Origin of the sequence: Corynebacterium sp. HMSC076C10 (assembly GCF_001812455.1) — a bacterium.
GTDB classification, from domain to species: Bacteria; Actinomycetota; Actinomycetes; order Mycobacteriales; family Mycobacteriaceae; genus Corynebacterium; species Corynebacterium jeikeium_D.
In genome coordinates this window covers 1-19182 of sequence record NZ_KV809102.1, presented here as the reverse complement: position 1 = coordinate 19182, position 19182 = coordinate 1, and the positions used below count along the sequence as shown (strand labels likewise).

Below are 19182 nucleotides of genomic sequence, written 5' to 3'. Positions count from 1 at the left end.
GGAGCTCATTGTCGAGGGAAACTCCTACTTCTTCGGGCCGTTCGGACGTACGCCGAGAAGCACATCCTCCCAAGACGGCATGACAGTCTTCTTCTTGCGCTTCGGCTGCTCCACGTCCGGGTGCTGCAAGAACTCCGCCTCGTCAATATCGTCGTCGGCGGCATCGCTTTGCGACGGAACATCCTGCTCCCCGTGGCCTCGCTGCGGCTCCGCCGAAGACTGCCATGCGGCTGGCATCTCAGAGGTGTCAGCGGTATCGGCAGCTCGATTGGCCTGCGGAGCCAAGTCTCGGTTGCGGCGGGCAAAGTCGGGGTCAATCAGCTCTGCTGCCAGCTCATTGCGAGCAATGGTGAGCGCGGAAAGTCCCTCCGCCTGGTAACTCCACTCGGCCACGTTGGTGGTATGGCCGACATTCCAAGTAACCGTCACAATCCACTGTCCACTCGGGTCGCGGTAGGCGTCCCACGAGGCATCGGCGAGTTCCTGGCCACGGGCGGCAAAAGCGGTGGCGAGAATCTCCCACAGGGACAACTTGGCCGGGCCATCAATGCGACGTGGCTTCGACTGCTTGCCGAGCTCCGCAATACGTGCGCGCTCTGCAAGCACCGGGTAGGCGAAGGACTCAATCTTGCGCGGCTGCATGCCGCTGTACTCAATGAGCTCCTCCACCGTTTGGCCGCTGCGAATGCGATCCTGGATTTCGCGCGGCGACAAAACTACGCGGGGCTCTTCCAGAACTGGCTTCGGTGCCGTTGGAGTCTTCTTCGGTGCCCCGCCTGCCGTAGCGGAGTTGCCGGTCGTCTCGCTGCCTTCCGCCGCGTCGCCGCTTGCGGTGGTGGCTTCCGCTGTGCTGTCACTAGTGGAACTTCCGTCGGTGGAGCCCCTCTCTGCGGTAGCACTCTCCCCAGAGCTACCGCTGGCAGTGGCGGTGGCGGCGCTGGATCCGTCGGCAAGCGATGCGGAATCAGCTACAGCAGGGGAACCAGTGGCATCGGCGAGCTCGAAGTGCTCGACCAGGAAAGTGCGCAGGTTCTCGTCGAGAGGCAGCGTGAAGCGAAGTCCCTCCTGCCGTTCCTGCTCGGTGATATCGGCGGGAACGAGAATCAGTGAATCGGTCACATCGCCGTCCAGAACGGGCTTCAGCTCCCTCATGCGAGAACCTCCTTGTTGGTCGACGTTATAAGTAATGCTCACTAATCATGGTAAACGACAAAACTCCCGCGTCACGGACAAATGGGGCAATGCCCTTGCGCGTGGCGCGGGAGTTATGCGGCTGAGGCCGGTATTTGGCTGTTACTTTGCAGCGTAGCCGTTGTCCAGAACCCAGTCGATAGCGCCAGTCAGACGACGGATGTCCTCCGGGTCGATGGCCGGGAACATACCGATGCGCAGCTGGTTGCGGCCCAGCTTGCGGTAAGGCTCGATGTCGAGGATGCCGTTGGCGCGCAGAACCTTGGCGATCTGTGCGGCGTCGATGTTGTCCTCGAAGTCGATGGTGCCGACGACCAGCGAGCGCTTTGCAGCATCGGTGACGAACGGAGTTGCCTCCGCGCGGTTCTCAGCCCAGTTGTAGAGGTGGGAGGAGGACTCGGTGGTGCGGGCAACCATGCCATCGAGGCCACCGTTGGCGTTCATCCACTTGACCTGATCAGCCAGCATCAGCAAAGTACCGACGGCCGGGGTGTTGTAGGTCTGGTTCTTGCGGGAGTTATCAACGGCAGTCTGCAGGTTCAGGAAAGCCGGGATGAAGCGGTCGGAAGAATTGATCTTCTCAATACGCTCGATGGCAGCCGGGGACATTGCAGCCAACCAGATGCCGCCGTCAGAAGCGAAGCACTTCTGCGGGGAGAAGTAGTAGACGTCAGCCTGGGACATGTCGACCGGGAGGCCGCCGGCACCGGAGGTGGCATCGATAGCCACGAGCTGGCCCTCGGAGCCTGCCGGGCGGGTGACCGGAACCATGGTGCCGGTGGAGGTCTCGTTGTGAGCCCAACCAATAAGGTCAACGCCCTCTTCGCCAGCGACAACCTCAGGTGCGGAACCCGGCTCTGCTTCGATGATCTGCGGAGCGTCGAGCCACGGAGCCATCTTGGAGGCCTTGGCAAACTTGGAGGAGAACTCACCGTAAGTCAGGTGAGCGGACTTCTTCTCGATGAGCCCAAAGGTGGCAGCATCCCAGAAAGCGGTTGCGCCGCCGAGGGACAGGACAATCTCGTAGCCTTCCGGAAGCTGGAAGAGCTCAGCCAGACCCTCGCGAACCTCACCAACAACGTTCTTCACTGCCGGCTGACGGTGGGAGGTACCCATGATAGAGGTACCGCCGTCAACGATTGCCTGAATCTGTGCCGGGCGAACCTTCGACGGACCGCAACCAAAGCGGCCGTCGCCGGGCTGGAACTCTTCAGGGAGGACTGGGAATTGATCGCTCATATGAGGCGCAACCTTTCAAAGTGCATTCAAAGTGAAGCTTGATATACAGCCGTTGTCTTCAAACTCTAGCGGTAATCGGGGGTACTTATAGCAAAAGGGTGGGGTTCAATTGCCCCCGCTTCCGTACTTTGCATAACAAAACAGGGTGGATTGACGTATTTGCAAAGTTTGCGAAGAATTTTTTCCAGTTTTGTTGGTGCTGAAAACTTGGCGGTGTGGGGCCTCGGGCGGGCGGCGAGGGGTGAATTATTGTGGATTTAGTCGATGTGTTTTCGGGCGTCGGCTCAATGACTTTTGAACTTTTAAAGACATTGGCCGCTGAATGGGCTCCTGACCTCCTGATTAGTAAATGGGCAGTGACAACGTAATAAACCCGTTTTTTCCATTTGCATTTCGGGGTGAAGAGGGGTCAAGATTGGGTAAGCCCAGGCTGCCCGAATGGGGTAGAGGGTGTTGCACTGCTCACACTCTTTGATATTGTGTGTTCTAATCCACTGCAGGTGTCGGTTCTTTATGGTTACGACACGGTCGATGTGAACTAAGCAAACTTTTTTCACTGGGCAAGATGCAATGGAACGCAAATGTCGCGCATAATTGAATCATTGAAAACAATGCGACCCCGAAGGGGTGGCGTGGAGTTGGGAGGCAGCATGCTGTTTTCCGCTGTGCCTGCTTCCCCCGCACTCTGGAGTCGTTAAGAAGAATTTTTCTGTGAAAGGGAAGTTGTGGCTACTAAAGACGGCAAGGCTGTACTCCACTACCCGGGCGGCGAGTTCGAGATGGACATCGTCAAGGCAACCGAGGGTAACGACGGTATCGCACTGGGCAAGATGCTCCAGGAAACTGGACTGACCACCTTTGACCCGGGCTACACCGCCACCGGTTCTACCGAGTCCAAGATCACTTACATCGACGGCGGTAACGGCATCCTGCGCTACCGCGGTTACCCGATTGAGCAGCTGGCTGAGAAGGCTACCTTCAACGAGGTTTCCTACCTACTGATTCACGGCCACCTTCCGTCTGAGGAAGAGCTTGCGCAGTTCAACCACGACATTCGTCACCACACCCTGCTGGACGAGGACTTCCGTCGCGCATTCAGCATCTTCCCGCGTGGCGCACACCCGATGCAGACCCTGGCTTCCTCGGTCAACATCCTGGCTTCCTACTACCAGGACGAGCTGGATCCGCTGAACGAAGAGCAGCGCAACCTGGCTGCGGTTCGCCTGATGGCTAAGGTCCCGATGCTGGCTGCATACGCTTACCGCGCATCCAAGGGTGAGCCGTACATGTACCCGGACAACAACCTGAACGCTCGCGAGAACTTCCTGCGCATGATGTTCGGTTACCCGACCGCTGACTACGAGGTTGATCCGGTAGTGGTTGATGCTCTGGACAAGCTGCTCATCCTGCACGCTGACCACGAGCAGAACTGCTCCACCTCCACCGTCCGCATGGTCGCTTCCTCCGGCGCTTCCATGTTCGTCTCCATCGCTGCTGGTATCAACGCTCTGTCTGGCCCGCTGCACGGTGGCGCTAACCAGGCTGTTCTGGAGATGCTCGAGGACATCCAGCAGAACCACGGTGGCGACGCAACCGAGTTCATGAACCGCGTGAAGAACAAGGAGCCGGGCGTCCGCCTGATGGGCTTCGGTCACCGCGTCTACAAGTCCTACGACCCGCGTGCAGCTATCGCTAAGAAGACCGCTCACGAGGTGCTCCAGCACCTCGGCGGCGACGAGCTGCTGGATCTGGCTATGAAGCTGGAAGAGATTGCACTGGCTGATGACTACTTCGTCTCCCGCAAGCTCTACCCGAACGTTGACTTCTACACCGGTCTGATTTACCGCGCCATGGGCTTCCCGACGGACTTCTTCACCGTCCTGTTCGCCATCGGCCGCCTCCCGGGCTGGATCGCTCAGTTCAACGAGCAGGTCACTGACCCGGCATCGAAGATCAACCGCCCTCGCCAGATTTACACCGGCGAGACCGAGCGTGACTTCGTTCCGCGCGACCAGCGTTAAGGTTTTTAGCGATTACCGCGTAGGGGTTCCTCGCAGGTAACTCAGCATAGAAAAGTCCAGCGTTGAAAACGCGAAAAGGCGCGTACTAGCCTTCGAAAGGTTGGTACGCGCCTTTTATTTTTCCTAGAATTTTAAGAAGCCCCATTTGAGTTGGGTCCATTTAAGTTGGAATAATTGCCAGCTTTGATAAATGCCAACTGTGATAGGAGATTGTCTTGTCCAAGCCAGAACTCACTGCTAAGTCCGGTCCGGCTCCGACGGAACTCGTCATCAACGACCTCACTGTCGGTGACGGCAAGGAGGCCACCCCGGGTGCTCGCGTCGAGGTCCACTACGTGGGTGTTGACTACGAGACCGGTGAAGAGTTCGACTCTTCCTGGAACCGCGGCCAGTCCATCGAGTTCCCGCTGAACGGTCTGATTGCCGGTTGGCAGGAAGGCATTCCGGGCATGAAGGTCGGCGGTCGCCGCGAGCTGATTTGCCCGCCGGAGAAGGCTTACGGCCCGGCTGGTGCAGGACACTTCCTGTCTGGTAAGACCCTGGTCTTTGTCATCGACCTGTTGGACGTTAAGTAAAAGGCCACATGCTGGCTCTGTTGGCTGGCTGAGCTTCGCTTCGCGGTTCCTGTCCATTCCTCCGTCGTCGGTTTGCAGGATTTCCGGCGAAGAAAGTGACTGCGTTTATGACACTTCAGGCGTGAAAAATTGCCCAAAAGTGTCATAAACCCAGTCACTTTCTTGCTTTTTGAGGTTGGGGTGGGGCTGAAGGCCCAAACCAGGCCCAAACCAGGCCCAAACCAGGCCCACACCAGGCCCCAGCCCCCTTACTCGCTCAGCGCGAAGCGACGGTAGTGGTCGAAACGCTGCTCACGGCCAACGCGAGCCGGATTCTTCTCCAGCTCCCAGAGGGCGTGCTCGATAGCACTCAGAGCACGGCGGGGCAGTTCGGCCGGATTCTCAGGTTCGGCCACAATCTCGTCGATGACCCCGGTCTTCAGCATGGCCTCGGCGCCAACGCCCTGCTCCTCCATCATTTCCGGGGCATGCTCGGTGTCTCGGTAGATAATCGCCGAAGCACCCTCCGGCGGCAACGGAGACATCCAGGCATCGTGCATTGCCAGCACGCGGTCAGAGGGCAGCATGGCCAGCGCGCCGCCACCGCAGCCCTGGCCGAGAATGAGTGACACGGTCGGAACCTTCAAGTTCACCAGCGTGGTCAAGGTGCGGGCAATCTCGCCGGCCATGGCATTTTCCTCGGCGTCCTTGGTCAACTCAGCGCCTGGGGTGTCAATGACCGTGACCAGCGGAATGTTCAGGCTTTCCGCGATGCGCATCGCGCGGCGGGCAAAACGCAGTGAGCCCGGCCCCATTGGATGCGTGCCCAGAGGCGGTTGGTTATGGCGATCCTGTGCGACCAGAATCACCGGCCGCTCACCAATCCGCGCCAGGCGAGCCCGGACCGACAGCGACTTGTGGCCATCGCCAGTGCCGGAGATCGGCACGGAGCAGTCGACAAGGGCATCGATAATGTCGCCGCCACCTGGACGAGAAGTATCGCGGGTGCGCAGGATAGCTTCCCAGGTATCGCGACCATCAATGGCTGCTACTGGCGGTGGGGTGGGTTCGCTGGGGTCTCCGTCGGCAAGCACGTCGATGGTGCGGCGGACAGCGCCGCGCAGACCTTCGAGCGGAATGATGCCGTCGATAATGCCCTGCTTGAACAGGTTCTCGGAGGTCTGAATGCCTTCGGGCATGGGTTCGCCGGTAGCGAGCTCGACGACGCGCGGGCCGAGGAAGCCGAGAAGTGCGCCGGGCTCTGCGAAGGTGAAGTGGCCTGCCGACCCCCACGACGCCATGACACCACCGGTGGTGGGATTGCGCAGGTACACCAGGAATGGCAAGTGAGAATCCTTGTGGCGCGCCACTGCGGTGGTAATAGAGATCATGAGCGCGAACGCAGCAGTGCCCTCCTGCATGCGAGTGCCGCCCGAGGTCGGGGAGAGCAACAGCGGCAGCTGCTCCGCGGTCGCGCGCTCGATGCTGCGAATAATACGACGAGCGGTTGCGGCGCCGATAGAACCGCCGAGGAAGCCGAACTCAGAACAGATGACGGCGACGCGCTTGCCGCCGACGGTGCCTTCGCCGGTGATAACGGCCTCATCGAGACCGGTTTTCTCAGCGGCGCGGGACAGTGTGCCGCGGTAGGCCTCGTCGATGTTGCCATGCTCGGGCGCGCCGTCCCAGGATGTGAAACTTCCGTGGTCGAGGACGGTATCTATTACTTGTTGGGCGCTGATTCTAGCCATACCTCCACGGTAGTAAACAAGGGGTAAACCGGCTTAGTTGATGGTGGGCGGAAAGGGGTAGCGCTATTGTCGGAAAAAACGTGTCCGCACTACCGAGGAGTCGAACCAATGCCGATTACTGAGCGCCTCACCGAGCTGGCTGAACAGAGGCCAAACGTATGTGTCGTCGGTTCCATCAACGCAGACCTGACCGTCACCGTGAAGCGCCTGCCGCATGGTGGCGAGACTATCGAGGGCAGTCCTCTGCGCATTCTGCCGGGCGGTAAGTCGGCGAATCAGGCGGCGACGGCTGGAAGACTGGGCGCGGCCGTGGAACTGGTCGGCGCGGTCGGTTCGGATCCCAACGCGCAGTTGCTGCGCGACGCGCTTACCGACGCTCACGTGGACATCTCCGCAGTTGAGACCGCCGACTCCGCCACTGGTACAGCCATGATTGTCGTCGATGACGCGGCGGAGAATTTCATTGTCATCTCCGCTGGCGCCAATGGTGAAGTCGATGCTGAGATGGTGCGCAGTCATGCGGACAAGATTCAGCGGGCTGGGTGCCTCGGTCTGTGCCTGGAGATTTGTGATGAGGCTGTCCTGGCCGCCGCACAGATTGCCCACGATGCGGGTGTGCCGGTGGTGTTCAACCTGTCGCCGATTCGGGCGGTCAGTGAGGATCTGCTCGCGCTGGTCGATGTCCTCATTGTCAACGAGCACGAACTCGCAGCCATCATCGGCTCCGAGCGCGCGGTCGCCGGTTGCGAGCACGGTCAGTGGGATGCGGTTGGGCGCGCGCTTGCCGACGAACACGGGATTTCCACGGCCATTGTCACACTTGGCGGGGAGGGGTCTGCGGTCTTGAGGACGTCGGAAAGCGAGGTGGCAGTCACTCGCATTCCAGCGCTGCCCATCGAGGTCGTGGACACCACGGGCTGCGGTGATGCGTACATGGGTACGGTCCTCACCGCGTTGGCCGCGGGCGATGATGTGGTGACGGCAGCTCGTCTTGCGGCGGTGGTCTCGGCTCATGCGGCGACAGGCGTGGGGGCGCAGACCTCCTATGGCGAGACAGGAAAAATCGCGAAGTTTGCGGCGGACCATGGTCTATAAGGTGCGCTGCGCAAAGGCCTATAAGGTGCGCTGAGCAAACTACGCGATTGACGATTATTCGGTTTTAGGTGACCGTGGCCGAAGGAGCCACGCTCTTTTGGGCAGGGCTGGGGCTAGCTCTTGGCTGTCAGAGCCTTCTTCCAGCTGACCGCGGCACCGGTGCGCAGGACATTGCGCGGGTAGATCCAGGCGGCGAGTGCGATGACTGCGGCTACTCCCACAACCATGATTAGCAGCGAAGCCGCCAACTGGAGTGCGGAGAAGTTGCCAACGGCGTACTGCATCGGGGCAGTGGTGATGGAAACCGGTGGAATCCACGCTGCAATCTGCATGACGGTAGAGTCCAGCTTGCTCCAGCCAAACAGCGGAACATACATCGTGATCAGCGAGAACACCAGTACCGGCATCTGTGCGCCCTGGAAATCTTCCATACGGCTGACCAAGGATGCGGAGGCTGCATACAGCGCGGCGAAGAAGAAGTAACCGAGGATGAAGCACGGGACCAGCAGCCAGACTGCGGACCACGGCACATCGAAGCTCTCCGCCAATCCGGTAATCATGAGGGCAACTGCGGCGCTGGCGGTCAGCACGCTCATCATGATGATGCCAGCCAGACCGGCGCCGAGGATCTTGCCAGCCAGCAGGTGCGCCGGGCGAACGGTCGAGAGAATGATCTCGATGACGCGGGAGGACTTCTCCTCGATGACGCTGGTGGCCACCGCGCCGCCGAAGACGAGGATGGCGGTCATCATGACCATCACACCAATCAGTGTGATGACCACTGCGGGCATCTTCTCGTCTTTGGCTTCATCCAGCGACTCCACCGACACGGCTGCGCTTTGAGTCTTGGAGAAAAACTCGCTGGGGTTGATTCCGTTTTCGCTGAGCAGCATGGCTTCATTTTGTTTCTGCAGCGATTCCTGCAGCATTGGGGCCAGCCAGGATGGGGCGTCGTCGGCAAGCAGCTTCCACGAGCCCTCCTTGCCTTCTGCGGTGTCGGGGACGAGAGCGGCGTCGGCGTCGCCGTCGGTGACGGCAGCGCGAGCGGCCTTGTCGTCTGCCGCGGACGTAATCTCCAACGGTGAGAGCGATGCTGTGGCAAATGCGCCGGCTGCGGCATCCGCGCCTTCAGCATCCTTTATTTCGGCGGTAGCGTCGGCGAGAGAGTCCGCGAACGGCGCTTCTCCGACGACCGCGATTTTTACGGTGTCATTATCGGACTTGGAGGTCATGTAGTCGGCAACGAAGATACCGCCGACGGCCGCCACTGCCATGATGATGAGCGTGATTAGCGAGCTTTTCTTCAGCAGATGCTCGCGGAGTTCGCGGACGAAAACAGTCTTGACGGCCGTTGAGGCGTTGTAAGTGTTGGTGCTCATTGCTGTACGGCCTCCTGGTAGAGCTCGGTAAGTGGAATTTGCAGAGGTCCAAACGAACGGACCGTTCCCGCTGCCATCGCGCTGTGTAGCAGCTTCTGGTCGGTGTCGGCGGGGGCGTTGGAATCGAGGTGAACGACGGTGGCACCATGGGTATCACGCTCCACGCTTGTCACGCCCTCGACGGAGGTCGCCCAATCCTGGGGCGCACCATCGAGCTTGACGACGAAAGCCCGTGGGCCCCGTGCTCGCAGCTCATCAACAGTGCCTTCCACGAGCATGCGGCCGTCGCGGATGATGCCGACGCGGTCACACATGCGCTCGACAAGGTCGAGCTGGTGGGAAGAGAACACAATCGGGGTGCCGCGGTCGGCGTACTCCTTGAGTACGGAGCTCATCACCTTGACCGCAACTGGGTCGAGACCAGAGAAGGGCTCGTCGAGGACTAGTATTTCTGGGTCGTGGACGAGGGAGGCTGCCAGCTGCACGCGCTGCTGATTGCCGAGCGAGAGCGTGTCGACCTTGTCGTTGGCGCGCTCGGTGAGACCGAGGCGCTCCAACAAGTTGTCGGCGTTGGATTCCGCGCGCTTGGTGGGCACACCGTGTAGGCGAGCAAAGTAAATCAGCTGCTTGCGGACCTCATCCTTTGGGTAGAGGCCGCGTTCTTCTGGCATGTAGCCAATCGTGCGGCGCAGCGAGTCATTCATCGGGGTATCGCCGATGCGTACCTCGCCTTTATCGGTGGCCAGCACGCCCAGGGCAATGCGCATAGTGGTGGTCTTGCCGGCACCGTTAGAGCCGACGAAGCCGTAGATTTCTCCAGGGTGAACTTGGAAGCTCATGCCACGGAGAACCTGCAGGTCTCCGTAGGACTTCTCAAGCCCGTCAATAATGAGGCTGTTCATGGTGATCCTTAGATTGAGGAGTGAAGGGCAGAGGAGGGATATGAGTTTTTGAGCCCGTACTAGTCGTCGCGCAGATTCCAGGCGTAGACGACGGTGGGCAGCGTGGAAATGTAGAGGAAAGCGATAATTCCGAAGATTCCGAAGCTGTACGGAATGTAGTGTCCCCAGTCAGGTTGCGCGTTCAGGACATAGGTGCCCACCAGAACGAGAGCGAGGAAGGTCACCAAGCCGAAGTAGGTGAAGCAGCGATATGTCAGCCCCCGCAGGTTCAGAATCTGTTCCTGCTGGTATTCGTCCAGTAGCGAGGTCGGTGCGCTGTCAACCATGTCGACTGTGATGTTGAGGCTGGTCCAGACGACGACCATAATGAGGGAAATCACTGGCCAGAGCAGAGAAAGCCATCCCGGGAAAATATCGGTCAGGCTACCGAGAAGCGCGATGCCGCTCAGCAGCATCAGCACAAGGCACACCTCGAATGCGATGACCAGCTTCCGCCGCGCCGCCTGGTTGCGCCACTTGGGCAACCAGCTCGACATCTGCTCGACACGCTTTGTGTACTTCGCTTCGCGCCGGGCTTCTAGCTTTTCGAAAAAGTTCGGTGTTGCGTCTTCAGTCCGAATAGCTGGCATCGTTAGCTTTCCTTTCGGTATAGGGCAGAGGACATGGGCTTGAATTCCTCGCGAGAAAACACCGCCTCAACGGGGAGATCGAACACCGCGCAGATGCGAAATGCCAGATCCAAGCTGGGGTAGTGGTCACCTCGCTCCAACGCGCCAATCGTTTGAGGATTGACCTCTACTTGTTTGGCTAGTTCGGCTCGGCTGAGTCCGTGTTCTGCCCGCAGCACTGAAATTCTGTTGAATATCGGTTCTTTGGGTTTAATCTTTGGGGACACACTCCAAAGTGTTATATAAACACAACGCTACGTCAACTGTTCGCAACAAAATGAAGCGCACTCACCTTTCTAAATCGCAGGTCAGCGGGGTAGAAAAAATCTAAAAAATTTTCAGTCCGTACACTCGGTTGGCATGACCACACTCAATCTGAAGTACGATGCAGCGACAACCGGAATTGCCAACGTGGAAATGGTCGATGGCAACGCCATCCCGATTCTGGGGTTCGGTACCTACAAGCTTGACGATGAGCAGGCGCGCGAATCCGTGCGCTACGCCCTGGAAATCGGCTACCGCCACATCGACACCGCATCGCTCTATCGCAATGAGCGAGGGGTTGGGCAGGGTATTGCTGATGCGGTCGCTGCGAACGTCGTAAAGCGTGAAGATATCTTCGTGACCACGAAGGTCTGGAACGATGCGCAGGGGTCGGCGGCGACGCGCGAGTCCGTGCGGGCATCTTTAGAACGGCTCAGCCTTGACTACGTTGACCTGGTGCTTGTGCACTGGCCGGTGGAGAAGCAGGGGACGTTTGGGCAGTGTTTCGATACGCTGCTGGAGCTCAAGCGTGAGGGGCTGATTCACTCGGTTGGTGTGGCGAACTTTTACCCAGAGGTGCTCGACCAGCTCTCGGAGACTCCGGTGGTCAACCAGATTGAGCTGCATCCGCAGTTCCCGCAGAATGAGCAGGTTGAAGACGATCGTCGTCGCGGTATTGTCACGCAGGCTTGGTCGCCGTTGGGGCGCGCGAAGTACTTTGAGGGCTCGCCGATTGCTGAAATCGCAGATCGCCTGGGTAAAACTCCCGCCCAAGTTGCTATCCGCTGGCACCTTCAGCGTGGCATCGTGGCCATCCCGAAGTCGGGCACGCCGTCGCGCATCAAGGAGAACTTTCAGGTCACCGACTTTGAACTCACCGACGAGGACATGGAAACGATTGCGTCGATGGCGCGTGCCGACGGGCGCCTGAGCGGCGACCCGCGGGTATTCGGCAACGAATAAGCGAATTTAGATTTGCTTATAGCCCCATCACTATTGGTGTTTCGCGGGTAGCCTAAATGCTATGACGAACCCAGCATCTGAAATCCGCGTCGAAGCCGACGGCGCAATTGTCACTATCACCATCGACCGAGATCATAAGCGCAACTCCCTGACTGCCGACGTGTGTCGTGACATCGCCGATGCGGTGGAAGCTGCCGCTGAGGTTCCAGAGCAGCGCGTTATCCTGCTGCGCGGCGAAGGCCGCGCTTTCTGTGCGGGCGCCGACCTGAGTGGCCAGCACCATGAAGATTCCTTCCACGAACAGCTCCGTCGAATGCTGCGCACAATCGAGGCCAGCCGTCTGGTGGTTATAGCGGATGTGCAGGGGCCGGCTGTCGGCGCTGGGATGCAGCTGGCGATGGCGGCCGATTTGCGCGTCGTGGGTGAGCGCGGCTGGTTTATGATTCCGCCGGTCAAGCTCGGTATCGCTGTCGATGCCTGGACAATTCGCCGCGTACGCGTACTCGTCGGCGGTGCCCGCGCCCGCACTATTTTGTTGGCGGCCGAGCGCATGGATCAGGAAGCCGCCCGCGGTTGTGGTCTGGCTTCCTACCTTGGTGGTCCGGACAAGGCGGAGGAGGTAGCGCTTCGTATCGCCACCTACGCGCCCCTGTCGCTGGCCTACCACAAGGCAGTGCTCAACGACGATGAGACACATAGCCCGTTGAAGGACTACCAGCAGGAGCTCTACGACACGGTGTGGGCTTCCGAGGATGCTGCGGAGGCATCGAAGGCGCGAGCCGAAAAGCGCGAACCAAATTTCATTGGCAAATAGGTCGAATAGGTTCAGCAATTAGGCGAATAGGGTAGGCAGGCATGGGCTCGTGGAAAACTCCCGACAGTGGTCTTACTCAACAGCAGGTCCAGCAACGCATCGAGTTGGGGCACGTCAACGAGCTGCCGCCAACATCCGGGCGCAGTGTGTGGGACATTATCCGTGCCAATGTGTTTACCCGGATTAACGGTATTCTCGCTGTGTTATTCGCAGTCGTGCTCTATACCGGCTCAATCGTCAACGGTGCCTTTGGTCTGCTGATTATCGCCAACTCTATCGTCGGCATCATCCAAGAACTGCGTGCCAAGCGCACACTGGACAAGCTTTCCATTGTCGGCCGTGCAAAACCCATGGTCATTCGCGACGGGGAGCCTGCTCGCGAGATCGACCGCGAGTCCGTCGTCCTCGACGATCTCATCGAGGTTGGTCCCGGTGACCAAATCGTCGTTGACGGTATTCTCCGCTACGCCTCTGACGTGGCTGTCGATGAGTCCTCTCTCACCGGTGAATCCGATGCCGTCGATAAGAGCGTTGGGGACATGGTCTACTCGGGTTCCTCGGTCGTGGTGGGGTCGGCGCGATATCAGGCCACCAAAGTGGGCAAGGAGGCTTACGCCGCCAAGCTCGCAGCTGAGGCCAACAAATTCACGCTGACTGATTCCCAGCTCTTCCGCGGCATCAACAAGATCCTGACCTACATTTCCTGGATTCTCATTCCCGTCGGCGCCCTGGCAATCTATACGCAGCTCTTTGTCGCCGGCGATGATTTCAACGATGCGCTGCTGGGGATGGTCGCCACGCTGGTGCCCATGGTCCCTGAGGGGCTTGTCCTCATGACCACCATCGCATTTGCCCTTGGGGTGGTGCGCTTGGGGCGACATCGAGTGCTGGTCAATGAGTTGCCCGCCATCGAAGGTCTCGCGCGTGTCGACACCGTGTGTGTCGACAAAACTGGCACGCTCACCGAAAATGCGATGCAGCTAGTGGAAGTCGACATCGTATCGGGTGACGGTACCTCCCGCGATGAGGTCGACTCCGCACTCATCGATCTGTGCAAGCTCGACGATCGTCCCAACGCAACGGCTCGTGCACTGCTCGATGGGCTTGCGGACGCAGGGGACGTCGTAAAGCATGAACAAGCCAGAACCCGCCCCTTTGCCTCGGCGAATAAGTGGTCGGCGCTGACGTATCACGGCGGTGCGACGTGGGTTTTCGGCGCGCCCGATGTGCTTGTCGACGACTCCGCGGTCGGCATGCAGAAAGCTCGGCAGCTTATGGAGGAAGGACTTCGTGTGCTCCTGCTCGCGCGGACATCAGTTGGGGCAGATGACCTGCCCGGCGGTGCGCTGCGGAAGAGTGGCGAGGTGGAGTTGGAGCCAGTCGCACTTGTCGTGCTGGGGCAGAAGGTGCGTTCAGATGCGGCGGACACGGTGGCCTACTTCTATGAAGAAGGCGTCGAGGTCAAGGTCATTTCTGGTGACAATGACCGCTCCGTGGGGGCTGTTGCACGTGAGCTGGAAATGGAGGGGGCTAACAATCCTGTCGATGCGTCTGAGCTTCCGGTCAGCCGCGATGAGAATAGCGAAGCCAAGCCCACCGAGATCCGCAACGAGTTCGCAGACATTGTGGAGTCGCGGCAGATCTTCGGCCGTGTCACGGCCGAGAATAAGCGCGATATGGTTCATGCGCTGCAGTCGCGGGGGCATCATGTGGCGATGACCGGTGATGGTGTCAATGATGTGCTGGCGCTAAAAGCGGCGAACCTGGGCGTGGCTATGGGCGATGGGGCGCCGGCGACACGTTCGGTTGCGCAGTTGGTGCTGTTGGATAATCGCTTCGCCGTGATGCCGATGATTGTGGCGGAGGGGCGTCGCGTCATTGGCAATATCGAGCGCGTGGCCAACCTCTTCTTGACGAAGACTATCTACTCGGTGGTGCTGGCGCTGGCTGTGGGGCTGTGGGGGATGGATTATCCATTCGAGCCGATTCATGTGACCATTACGGGATGGTTCACGATTGGAATCCCGGCCTTCGTGCTGTCGTTGGCTCCTAACTTGGAGCGTGCGCGCGATGGTTTCGTACGGCGCGTGTTGCGCTTAGCGATACCGGCGGGCATCACGGTGGGGTTGTTGACCTTCATGTTTTGGTTGTGGGCAAACCCGGGAGTCGACGCCAGCGATGCGGCACGAGGGGAGGCGTCTACTGCGACCCTCATTGTGCTGATTGTTTCGGCATTTTGGGTTTTGGTGGTCGTGGCTAGGCCATACACCTGGTGGAAGGTTCTGTTGCTGGCGGTATCGGCAGGAGCCTACCTGTTCATCTTCTCGGTTCGTTCAGTGGCCACAGTGCTTAATCTGTACTGGGTAGGGCGGGAGCTGTTGATTCCCGCGCTGATTGTGGGAGCCATCGGTGCGGGCATTATCGAAGCGCTGTGGTGGTGGCGTCAGAGTAAGCCATTGCCGGAAGAAGCGGAGAACACGAGTACAACGGCGTAAATGGGGGTAGTAAAAACGGCGCCTAAGTATGCAGGTAATGGCGTTTTTGGGGGTGCCTTAAGGCTCGCTGAGAAGTAGTTAGCCGCATTTAACTTCTTTGCTAACTGTGTTCCAGGTAACTTTGTTTCCACACATAATGAAAAATGTGGTGCATGGCACACCCTCGGGGTGGCTGTGCTGGACCTCATTACGAACACCTGCATAACTTCCTGGAAAGGATTAGCCCGTGTCCGCAACTCCCTTGCCGGCAGACCGGCATAAGCCACAGGCGGCCGAGTACCGCTACGTGCAAAACTCAGCGCAGTTCCAAGAGCTCCGCTCTACATTCCGTTCTTTCGCCATCCCGATGACCGTCGCAGGTCTGGTGTGGTACATCGCATTCGTTCTGTTTGCGACGTTCGCGCCAGACCTCATGGCGACTCCCGTACTGGGCAATATCAACCTGGGCATCGTCCTTGGTCTGCTTCAGTTCGTGACCACCTTCGCCATCACCTGGGTGTACATCAACTTCGCCAACAAGAAGCTCGAGCCGATGCAGGCAGAGCTGCGCGAGGCACTGGAAAGCGGAGAAATCGCTGAAATCGTCGCAAAGAAGGAGGCATAGGCATGCTGACTAGTTTCTTTGCTGCAGATGACACTGCAGCAGCAGGTAACCCGATTCTCAACATCGCGGTCTTCGTCGCCTTCATTGTTGCGACCATGTTCATCGTTACTCGAGTGGGCAAGGGCGGAAACAAGGGAGCATCAGACTTTTACACCGGTGGCGCACAGTTCTCCGGTACCCAAAACGGTCTTGCCATTGCGGGTGACTACCTCTCGGCGGCTTCCTTCCTCGGTATCGTCGGCGCCATCGCGCTGACTGGTTACGACGGATTCCTTTACTCCATCGGCTTCTTCGTAGCCTGGCTGGTCGCGCTGCTGTTGGTTGCAGAGCCGCTGCGAAACGTCGGTAAGTTCACCATGGCCGACGTGCTGTCCTTCCGTCTTAAGCAGCGCCCGGTACGTACTGCGGCTGCTATCTCGACCCTCGCGGTGACCCTGTTCTACCTCATCGCGCAGATGGCCGGTGCAGGTTCCCTGGTCGCCGTGCTGCTCAACATCCACGACTCCACTCAGCAGTCCATCGTTGTCGCAGTCGTCGGCATCATCATGGTTGCCTACGTCCTCATCGGTGGTATGAAGGGCACGACTTACGTGCAGATGATTAAGGCCGTCCTGCTGGTCGGTGCTGTCATCATCATGACCCTGATCATCCTGGTTGGCGTTAAGGGCAACTTCTCCCAGCTCCTGCAGGACGCAGTGGACATGCACGCAAGCTCGGATTACATCGCCGAGAAGGGCTACGAAGCCTCCGCCATTCTTGAGCCGGGTCTGAAGTACGGCGGCTCCTTCGTCCAGCAGCTGGACTTCATCTCTCTGGGCCTGGCACTGGTCCTCGGTGTTGCTGGTCTGCCACACGTGCTCATGCGCTTCTACACGGTGCCGACCGCAAAGGAAGCTCGTAAGTCCGTGACTTGGGCAATCATCCTCATCGGTGGTTTCTACCTGCTGACCCTGGTGCTCGGCTACGGTGCTGCTGCACTCGTCGGCCCGGACCGCATCATGGCCGCGCCGGGCGGGGCCAACGCTGCAGCTCCGCTGCTGGCCTTCGAAATCGGTGGCTCCATCTTCATGGCTGTGATTTCCGCAGTGGCGTTCGCTACCGTGCTGGCCGTGGTCGCTGGTCTGGCAATTACCGCTTCCGCGTCTGTCGGCCAGGACCTCTACCAGGCCGTGATTCGCAAGGGACAGGCCACGGAAGCCGAGCAGGTTCGTGTCTCCCGCATTACCGTTATTGTGCTGGGTGTTGTCGCCATTATCCTCGGCATCCTGGCCATGGGGCAGAACGTCGCCTTCCTGGTGTCGCTGGCCTTCGCAGTGGCAGCATCCGCAAACGTGCCGACCATCCTGATGTCCCTGTTCTGGAAGCGCTTCAACACCGCAGGCGCAGTTGCCTCCATGTACACCGGTGTCATCGCCTCGCTGGTTCTGATTATCTTCTCCCCGGCAGTCTCCGGCGCTGAGTCCTCGATGATTCCGTCCGTTGACTTCTCCTGGTTCCCGCTGACCTCGCCGGGTCTGCTCGCAATCCCGCTGGCGTTCCTGGCTGGCATCATCGCCACCTACATGGGTAAGCCGGATAACTTCGATGACCTGGCAGCTGAGATGGAAGTTCGCTCCCTGACCGGTGTTGGTACCGAGGCTGCGGTTGATCACTAATAACCACTGAGCCTTTGGCTGGCAACGCTGCCCGAACAGCTCGGCCAAACTCAATTAACTGAATAGACAAATGCAAAAGCCCCGTTATCGTCACTGGTAGCGGGGCCTTTGTGGTGGGCGCGGGGTCGTCGTCAAGCATGTGCGAATCAGTGCATGATAGTTAATGGACGGGCCTGTTGCCCTGGATCCGCAGGGGCTCGCGGAAGCGAGCACGGAGTCTTAGATATAAGGTGGGAAGGTAACAATCTGGTTTGCCCCACCGCAATAATTGGAGTGTGTATGACTGACAATTCTGGCGCTTCTGAGAACAACAATTCTTTCCGTAGCGCCCTGCATGATGAGCACGTAAGCCTTGGCGCAGAAATGCGCAATGTTGGTGGCTACGAAGTGCCGTTCCGCTACTCTTCGGAAATTGCAGAGCACAACGCAGTGCGTGAGGCCGTTGGTATTTTCGACCTGTCGCTGATGGGTATCATCCGCGTCACTGGTGAGGATGCGGCGGCGTTCCTTGCACACTCCCTGATTTCGGCAATCAAGCCGCTGGCGTTGGGCCGTGCCAAGTACACCATGATTGTGCAGGAAGACGGCGGCATTATTGATGACCTCATCATTTACCGCCTCGGTAGTCACGAATTCATGCTGGTGCAGAATGCCGCAGCCGCTGAAGATGTGTACTCGACGCTGCGCGAGCGCGTTGGTGGCTACAACGTCCAGGTTGAGAGCATGAATGACAAGAATGTGCTCCTGGCCATTCAGGGGCCGAAGGCTGCGAAGCTTCTGCGCCGTCTGCTGCCGCAGGATCTGCACGCGACTCTCGATGGCATGAACTACTACTCTTGCACCCTGCTCGAGGTCGCAGGTGTGGAAATGATTGTTGCCCGAACCGGCTACACCGGTGAGGACGGCTTCGAGATCTTCCCGCCGGCTGACCGCGCCGTCGAGGTCTGGCGTGCAATCATTGCAGCAGGTGGCAAGGTGGAAAACCCGGAGGATCCGGCTGACAACGGCGCTGACCTCGGCCTGCTGCCGTGTGGTCTGGCCTGCCGCGACACCCTGCGTCTTGAGGCCGGTATGCCGCTCTATGGCTACGAGCTGACTCGCGACCGCACTCCGCTGGAGGCCGGCCTGAAGTCCATCATGGGGCCGACCAAGGGGCAGTTTATTGGTCGCAACGCACTGATTAATCGTCCGCAGTCGAAGGAGCTACTGGTTGGTCTGCGTTTCTCCGGTGATGAAGCTCCGAAGCGTGGCACCAAGCTCATTGATGCGGAAGGTAACGAGGTTGGTGTGCTGACTTCCGCCAAGGTGTCGCCGACTTTGGGTCACCCCATCGGTTTTGCATACGTTCAGCGTTGGCAGTCCTCCACTGGCACGGAGCTGACCGTTGAAGGCGCCGACATTACCGCCACCGTCGTTCCGACGCCGTTCTACAACCGCCGTCACCGCAAGTAGGGGAGCGCCACGATTTCTGCTGTGCGGTGGCGAGCCGAAGTTTCCTTCAGGCTCGCCGCTGCCTGAGTGATTCTGCAATCACAAAAATCCGCTGCAGTATTGGGTTAAGTAGCAAAAAGTGTGTCCGCTCGGCGT

Annotated in this window: 16 protein-coding genes; 9 read left to right on the top strand and 7 right to left on the bottom strand. The window is 59.2% G+C overall.

What is annotated here, in order from left to right:
* Positions 1-24 precede the first annotated feature (24 nt).
* Positions 25-1152: a septation protein SepH gene (gene sepH / locus HMPREF2857_RS03715; protein ID WP_016423309.1), complete on the bottom strand. Its 1128-nt coding sequence runs from the start codon at positions 1150-1152 to the stop codon at positions 25-27.
* Between the two features lie 141 nt (positions 1153-1293).
* Complete coding sequence (serC, locus tag HMPREF2857_RS03710; protein ID WP_049171366.1) at positions 1294-2430, bottom strand: phosphoserine transaminase; 1137 nt, start codon at positions 2428-2430, stop codon at positions 1294-1296.
* Positions 2431-3155: 725 nt separating this feature from the next.
* On the opposite strand from serC, the gene HMPREF2857_RS03705 reads away from it, so the two are divergent.
* Both HMPREF2857_RS03705 and HMPREF2857_RS03700 read left to right on the top strand, forming a co-directional pair.
* Positions 3156-4451, top strand: a complete 1296-nt coding sequence (locus tag HMPREF2857_RS03705; RefSeq protein WP_016423307.1) for a citrate synthase — start codon at positions 3156-3158, stop codon at positions 4449-4451.
* 215 nt (positions 4452-4666) lie between these two features.
* Positions 4667-5026, top strand: a complete 360-nt coding sequence (locus HMPREF2857_RS03700; RefSeq protein ID WP_005511805.1) for an FKBP-type peptidyl-prolyl cis-trans isomerase — start codon at positions 4667-4669, stop codon at positions 5024-5026.
* A 248-nt stretch (positions 5027-5274) separates the two neighbouring features.
* On the opposite strand, the gene HMPREF2857_RS03695 is transcribed toward HMPREF2857_RS03700, so the two are convergent.
* A complete protein-coding gene (locus HMPREF2857_RS03695; RefSeq protein WP_070642800.1) occupies positions 5275-6756 on the bottom strand; it encodes a carboxyl transferase domain-containing protein in 1482 nt (493 codons plus the stop codon).
* Between the two features lie 108 nt (positions 6757-6864).
* On the opposite strand from HMPREF2857_RS03695, the gene HMPREF2857_RS03690 reads away from it, so the two are divergent.
* Positions 6865-7851 carry a ribokinase gene (locus HMPREF2857_RS03690; RefSeq protein WP_070642798.1) on the top strand — a complete coding sequence of 329 codons (987 nt, stop codon included), beginning with the start codon at positions 6865-6867 and terminating at the stop codon, positions 7849-7851.
* A gap of 113 nt (positions 7852-7964) precedes the next feature.
* Here the strand turns inward: HMPREF2857_RS03690 and HMPREF2857_RS03685 are convergent, their stop codons facing one another.
* From HMPREF2857_RS03685 to HMPREF2857_RS03670, 4 genes are read right to left on the bottom strand one after another with little or no spacing between them, the layout of a single operon-like run.
* Entirely contained in the window at positions 7965-9230 is a 1266-nt protein-coding gene (locus HMPREF2857_RS03685; RefSeq protein WP_016423304.1) for an ABC transporter permease, read from the bottom strand.
* Positions 9227-10132 (bottom strand): ABC transporter ATP-binding protein, encoded by a 906-nt coding sequence (locus HMPREF2857_RS03680; protein WP_070642796.1) that lies wholly within the window; start codon positions 10130-10132, stop codon positions 9227-9229. Before HMPREF2857_RS03680 ends, HMPREF2857_RS03685 begins: the two co-directional genes overlap by 4 nt.
* 59 nt (positions 10133-10191) lie before the next feature.
* Complete coding sequence (locus HMPREF2857_RS03675; protein WP_016423302.1) at positions 10192-10761, bottom strand: hypothetical protein; 570 nt, start codon at positions 10759-10761, stop codon at positions 10192-10194.
* Between the two features lie 2 nt (positions 10762-10763).
* Entirely contained in the window at positions 10764-11027 is a 264-nt protein-coding gene (locus tag HMPREF2857_RS03670) for a helix-turn-helix transcriptional regulator (RefSeq protein ID WP_042388879.1), read from the bottom strand.
* A gap of 133 nt (positions 11028-11160) precedes the next feature.
* On the opposite strand from HMPREF2857_RS03670, the gene HMPREF2857_RS03665 reads away from it, so the two are divergent.
* From HMPREF2857_RS03665 to gcvT, 6 genes are all read left to right on the top strand, one after another.
* Positions 11161-12027, top strand: coding sequence for an aldo/keto reductase (locus HMPREF2857_RS03665; protein ID WP_016423301.1), 867 nt, complete (start codon positions 11161-11163; stop codon positions 12025-12027).
* A 61-nt stretch (positions 12028-12088) separates the two neighbouring features.
* On the top strand, positions 12089-12841 hold the full coding sequence (locus tag HMPREF2857_RS03660) for an enoyl-CoA hydratase (RefSeq protein ID WP_048733677.1): 753 nt from the start codon (positions 12089-12091) through the stop codon (positions 12839-12841).
* A gap of 41 nt (positions 12842-12882) precedes the next feature.
* A complete protein-coding gene (locus HMPREF2857_RS03655; RefSeq protein ID WP_049171348.1) occupies positions 12883-15336 on the top strand; it encodes an HAD-IC family P-type ATPase in 2454 nt (817 codons plus the stop codon).
* Between the two features lie 226 nt (positions 15337-15562).
* Positions 15563-15940 carry a DUF485 domain-containing protein gene (locus HMPREF2857_RS03650; protein WP_016423298.1) on the top strand — a complete coding sequence of 126 codons (378 nt, stop codon included), beginning with the start codon at positions 15563-15565 and terminating at the stop codon, positions 15938-15940.
* 2 nt (positions 15941-15942) lie between these two features.
* The gene (locus HMPREF2857_RS03645) at positions 15943-17595 is read left to right on the top strand and encodes a solute symporter family protein (RefSeq protein WP_070549884.1); all 1653 of its coding nucleotides are present in this window, start codon (positions 15943-15945) and stop codon (positions 17593-17595) included.
* Between the two features lie 279 nt (positions 17596-17874).
* Positions 17875-19047: a glycine cleavage system aminomethyltransferase GcvT gene (gene gcvT, locus HMPREF2857_RS03640; protein ID WP_070602777.1), complete on the top strand. Its 1173-nt coding sequence runs from the start codon at positions 17875-17877 to the stop codon at positions 19045-19047.
* The last annotated feature ends 135 nt before the right edge of the window (positions 19048-19182 follow it).

Coding starts and splice junctions, on each gene's coding strand:
- HMPREF2857_RS03685 (WP_016423304.1), bottom strand. CDS start 9,230: ATGAGCACCAACACTTACAACGCCTCAACGGCCGTCAAGACTGTTTTC.
- sepH (WP_016423309.1), bottom strand. CDS start 1,152: ATGAGGGAGCTGAAGCCCGTTCTGGACGGCGATGTGACCGATTCACTG.
- serC (WP_049171366.1), bottom strand. CDS start 2,430: ATGAGCGATCAATTCCCAGTCCTCCCTGAAGAGTTCCAGCCCGGCGAC.
- HMPREF2857_RS03655 (WP_049171348.1), top strand. CDS start 12,883: ATGGGCTCGTGGAAAACTCCCGACAGTGGTCTTACTCAACAGCAGGTC.
- HMPREF2857_RS03675 (WP_016423302.1), bottom strand. CDS start 10,761: ATGCCAGCTATTCGGACTGAAGACGCAACACCGAACTTTTTCGAAAAG.
- HMPREF2857_RS03645 (WP_070549884.1), top strand. CDS start 15,943: ATGCTGACTAGTTTCTTTGCTGCAGATGACACTGCAGCAGCAGGTAAC.
- HMPREF2857_RS03680 (WP_070642796.1), bottom strand. CDS start 10,132: ATGAACAGCCTCATTATTGACGGGCTTGAGAAGTCCTACGGAGACCTG.
- HMPREF2857_RS03665 (WP_016423301.1), top strand. CDS start 11,161: ATGACCACACTCAATCTGAAGTACGATGCAGCGACAACCGGAATTGCC.
- HMPREF2857_RS03690 (WP_070642798.1), top strand. CDS start 6,865: ATGCCGATTACTGAGCGCCTCACCGAGCTGGCTGAACAGAGGCCAAAC.
- HMPREF2857_RS03695 (WP_070642800.1), bottom strand. CDS start 6,756: ATGGCTAGAATCAGCGCCCAACAAGTAATAGATACCGTCCTCGACCAC.
- HMPREF2857_RS03660 (WP_048733677.1), top strand. CDS start 12,089: ATGACGAACCCAGCATCTGAAATCCGCGTCGAAGCCGACGGCGCAATT.
- gcvT (WP_070602777.1), top strand. CDS start 17,875: ATGACTGACAATTCTGGCGCTTCTGAGAACAACAATTCTTTCCGTAGC.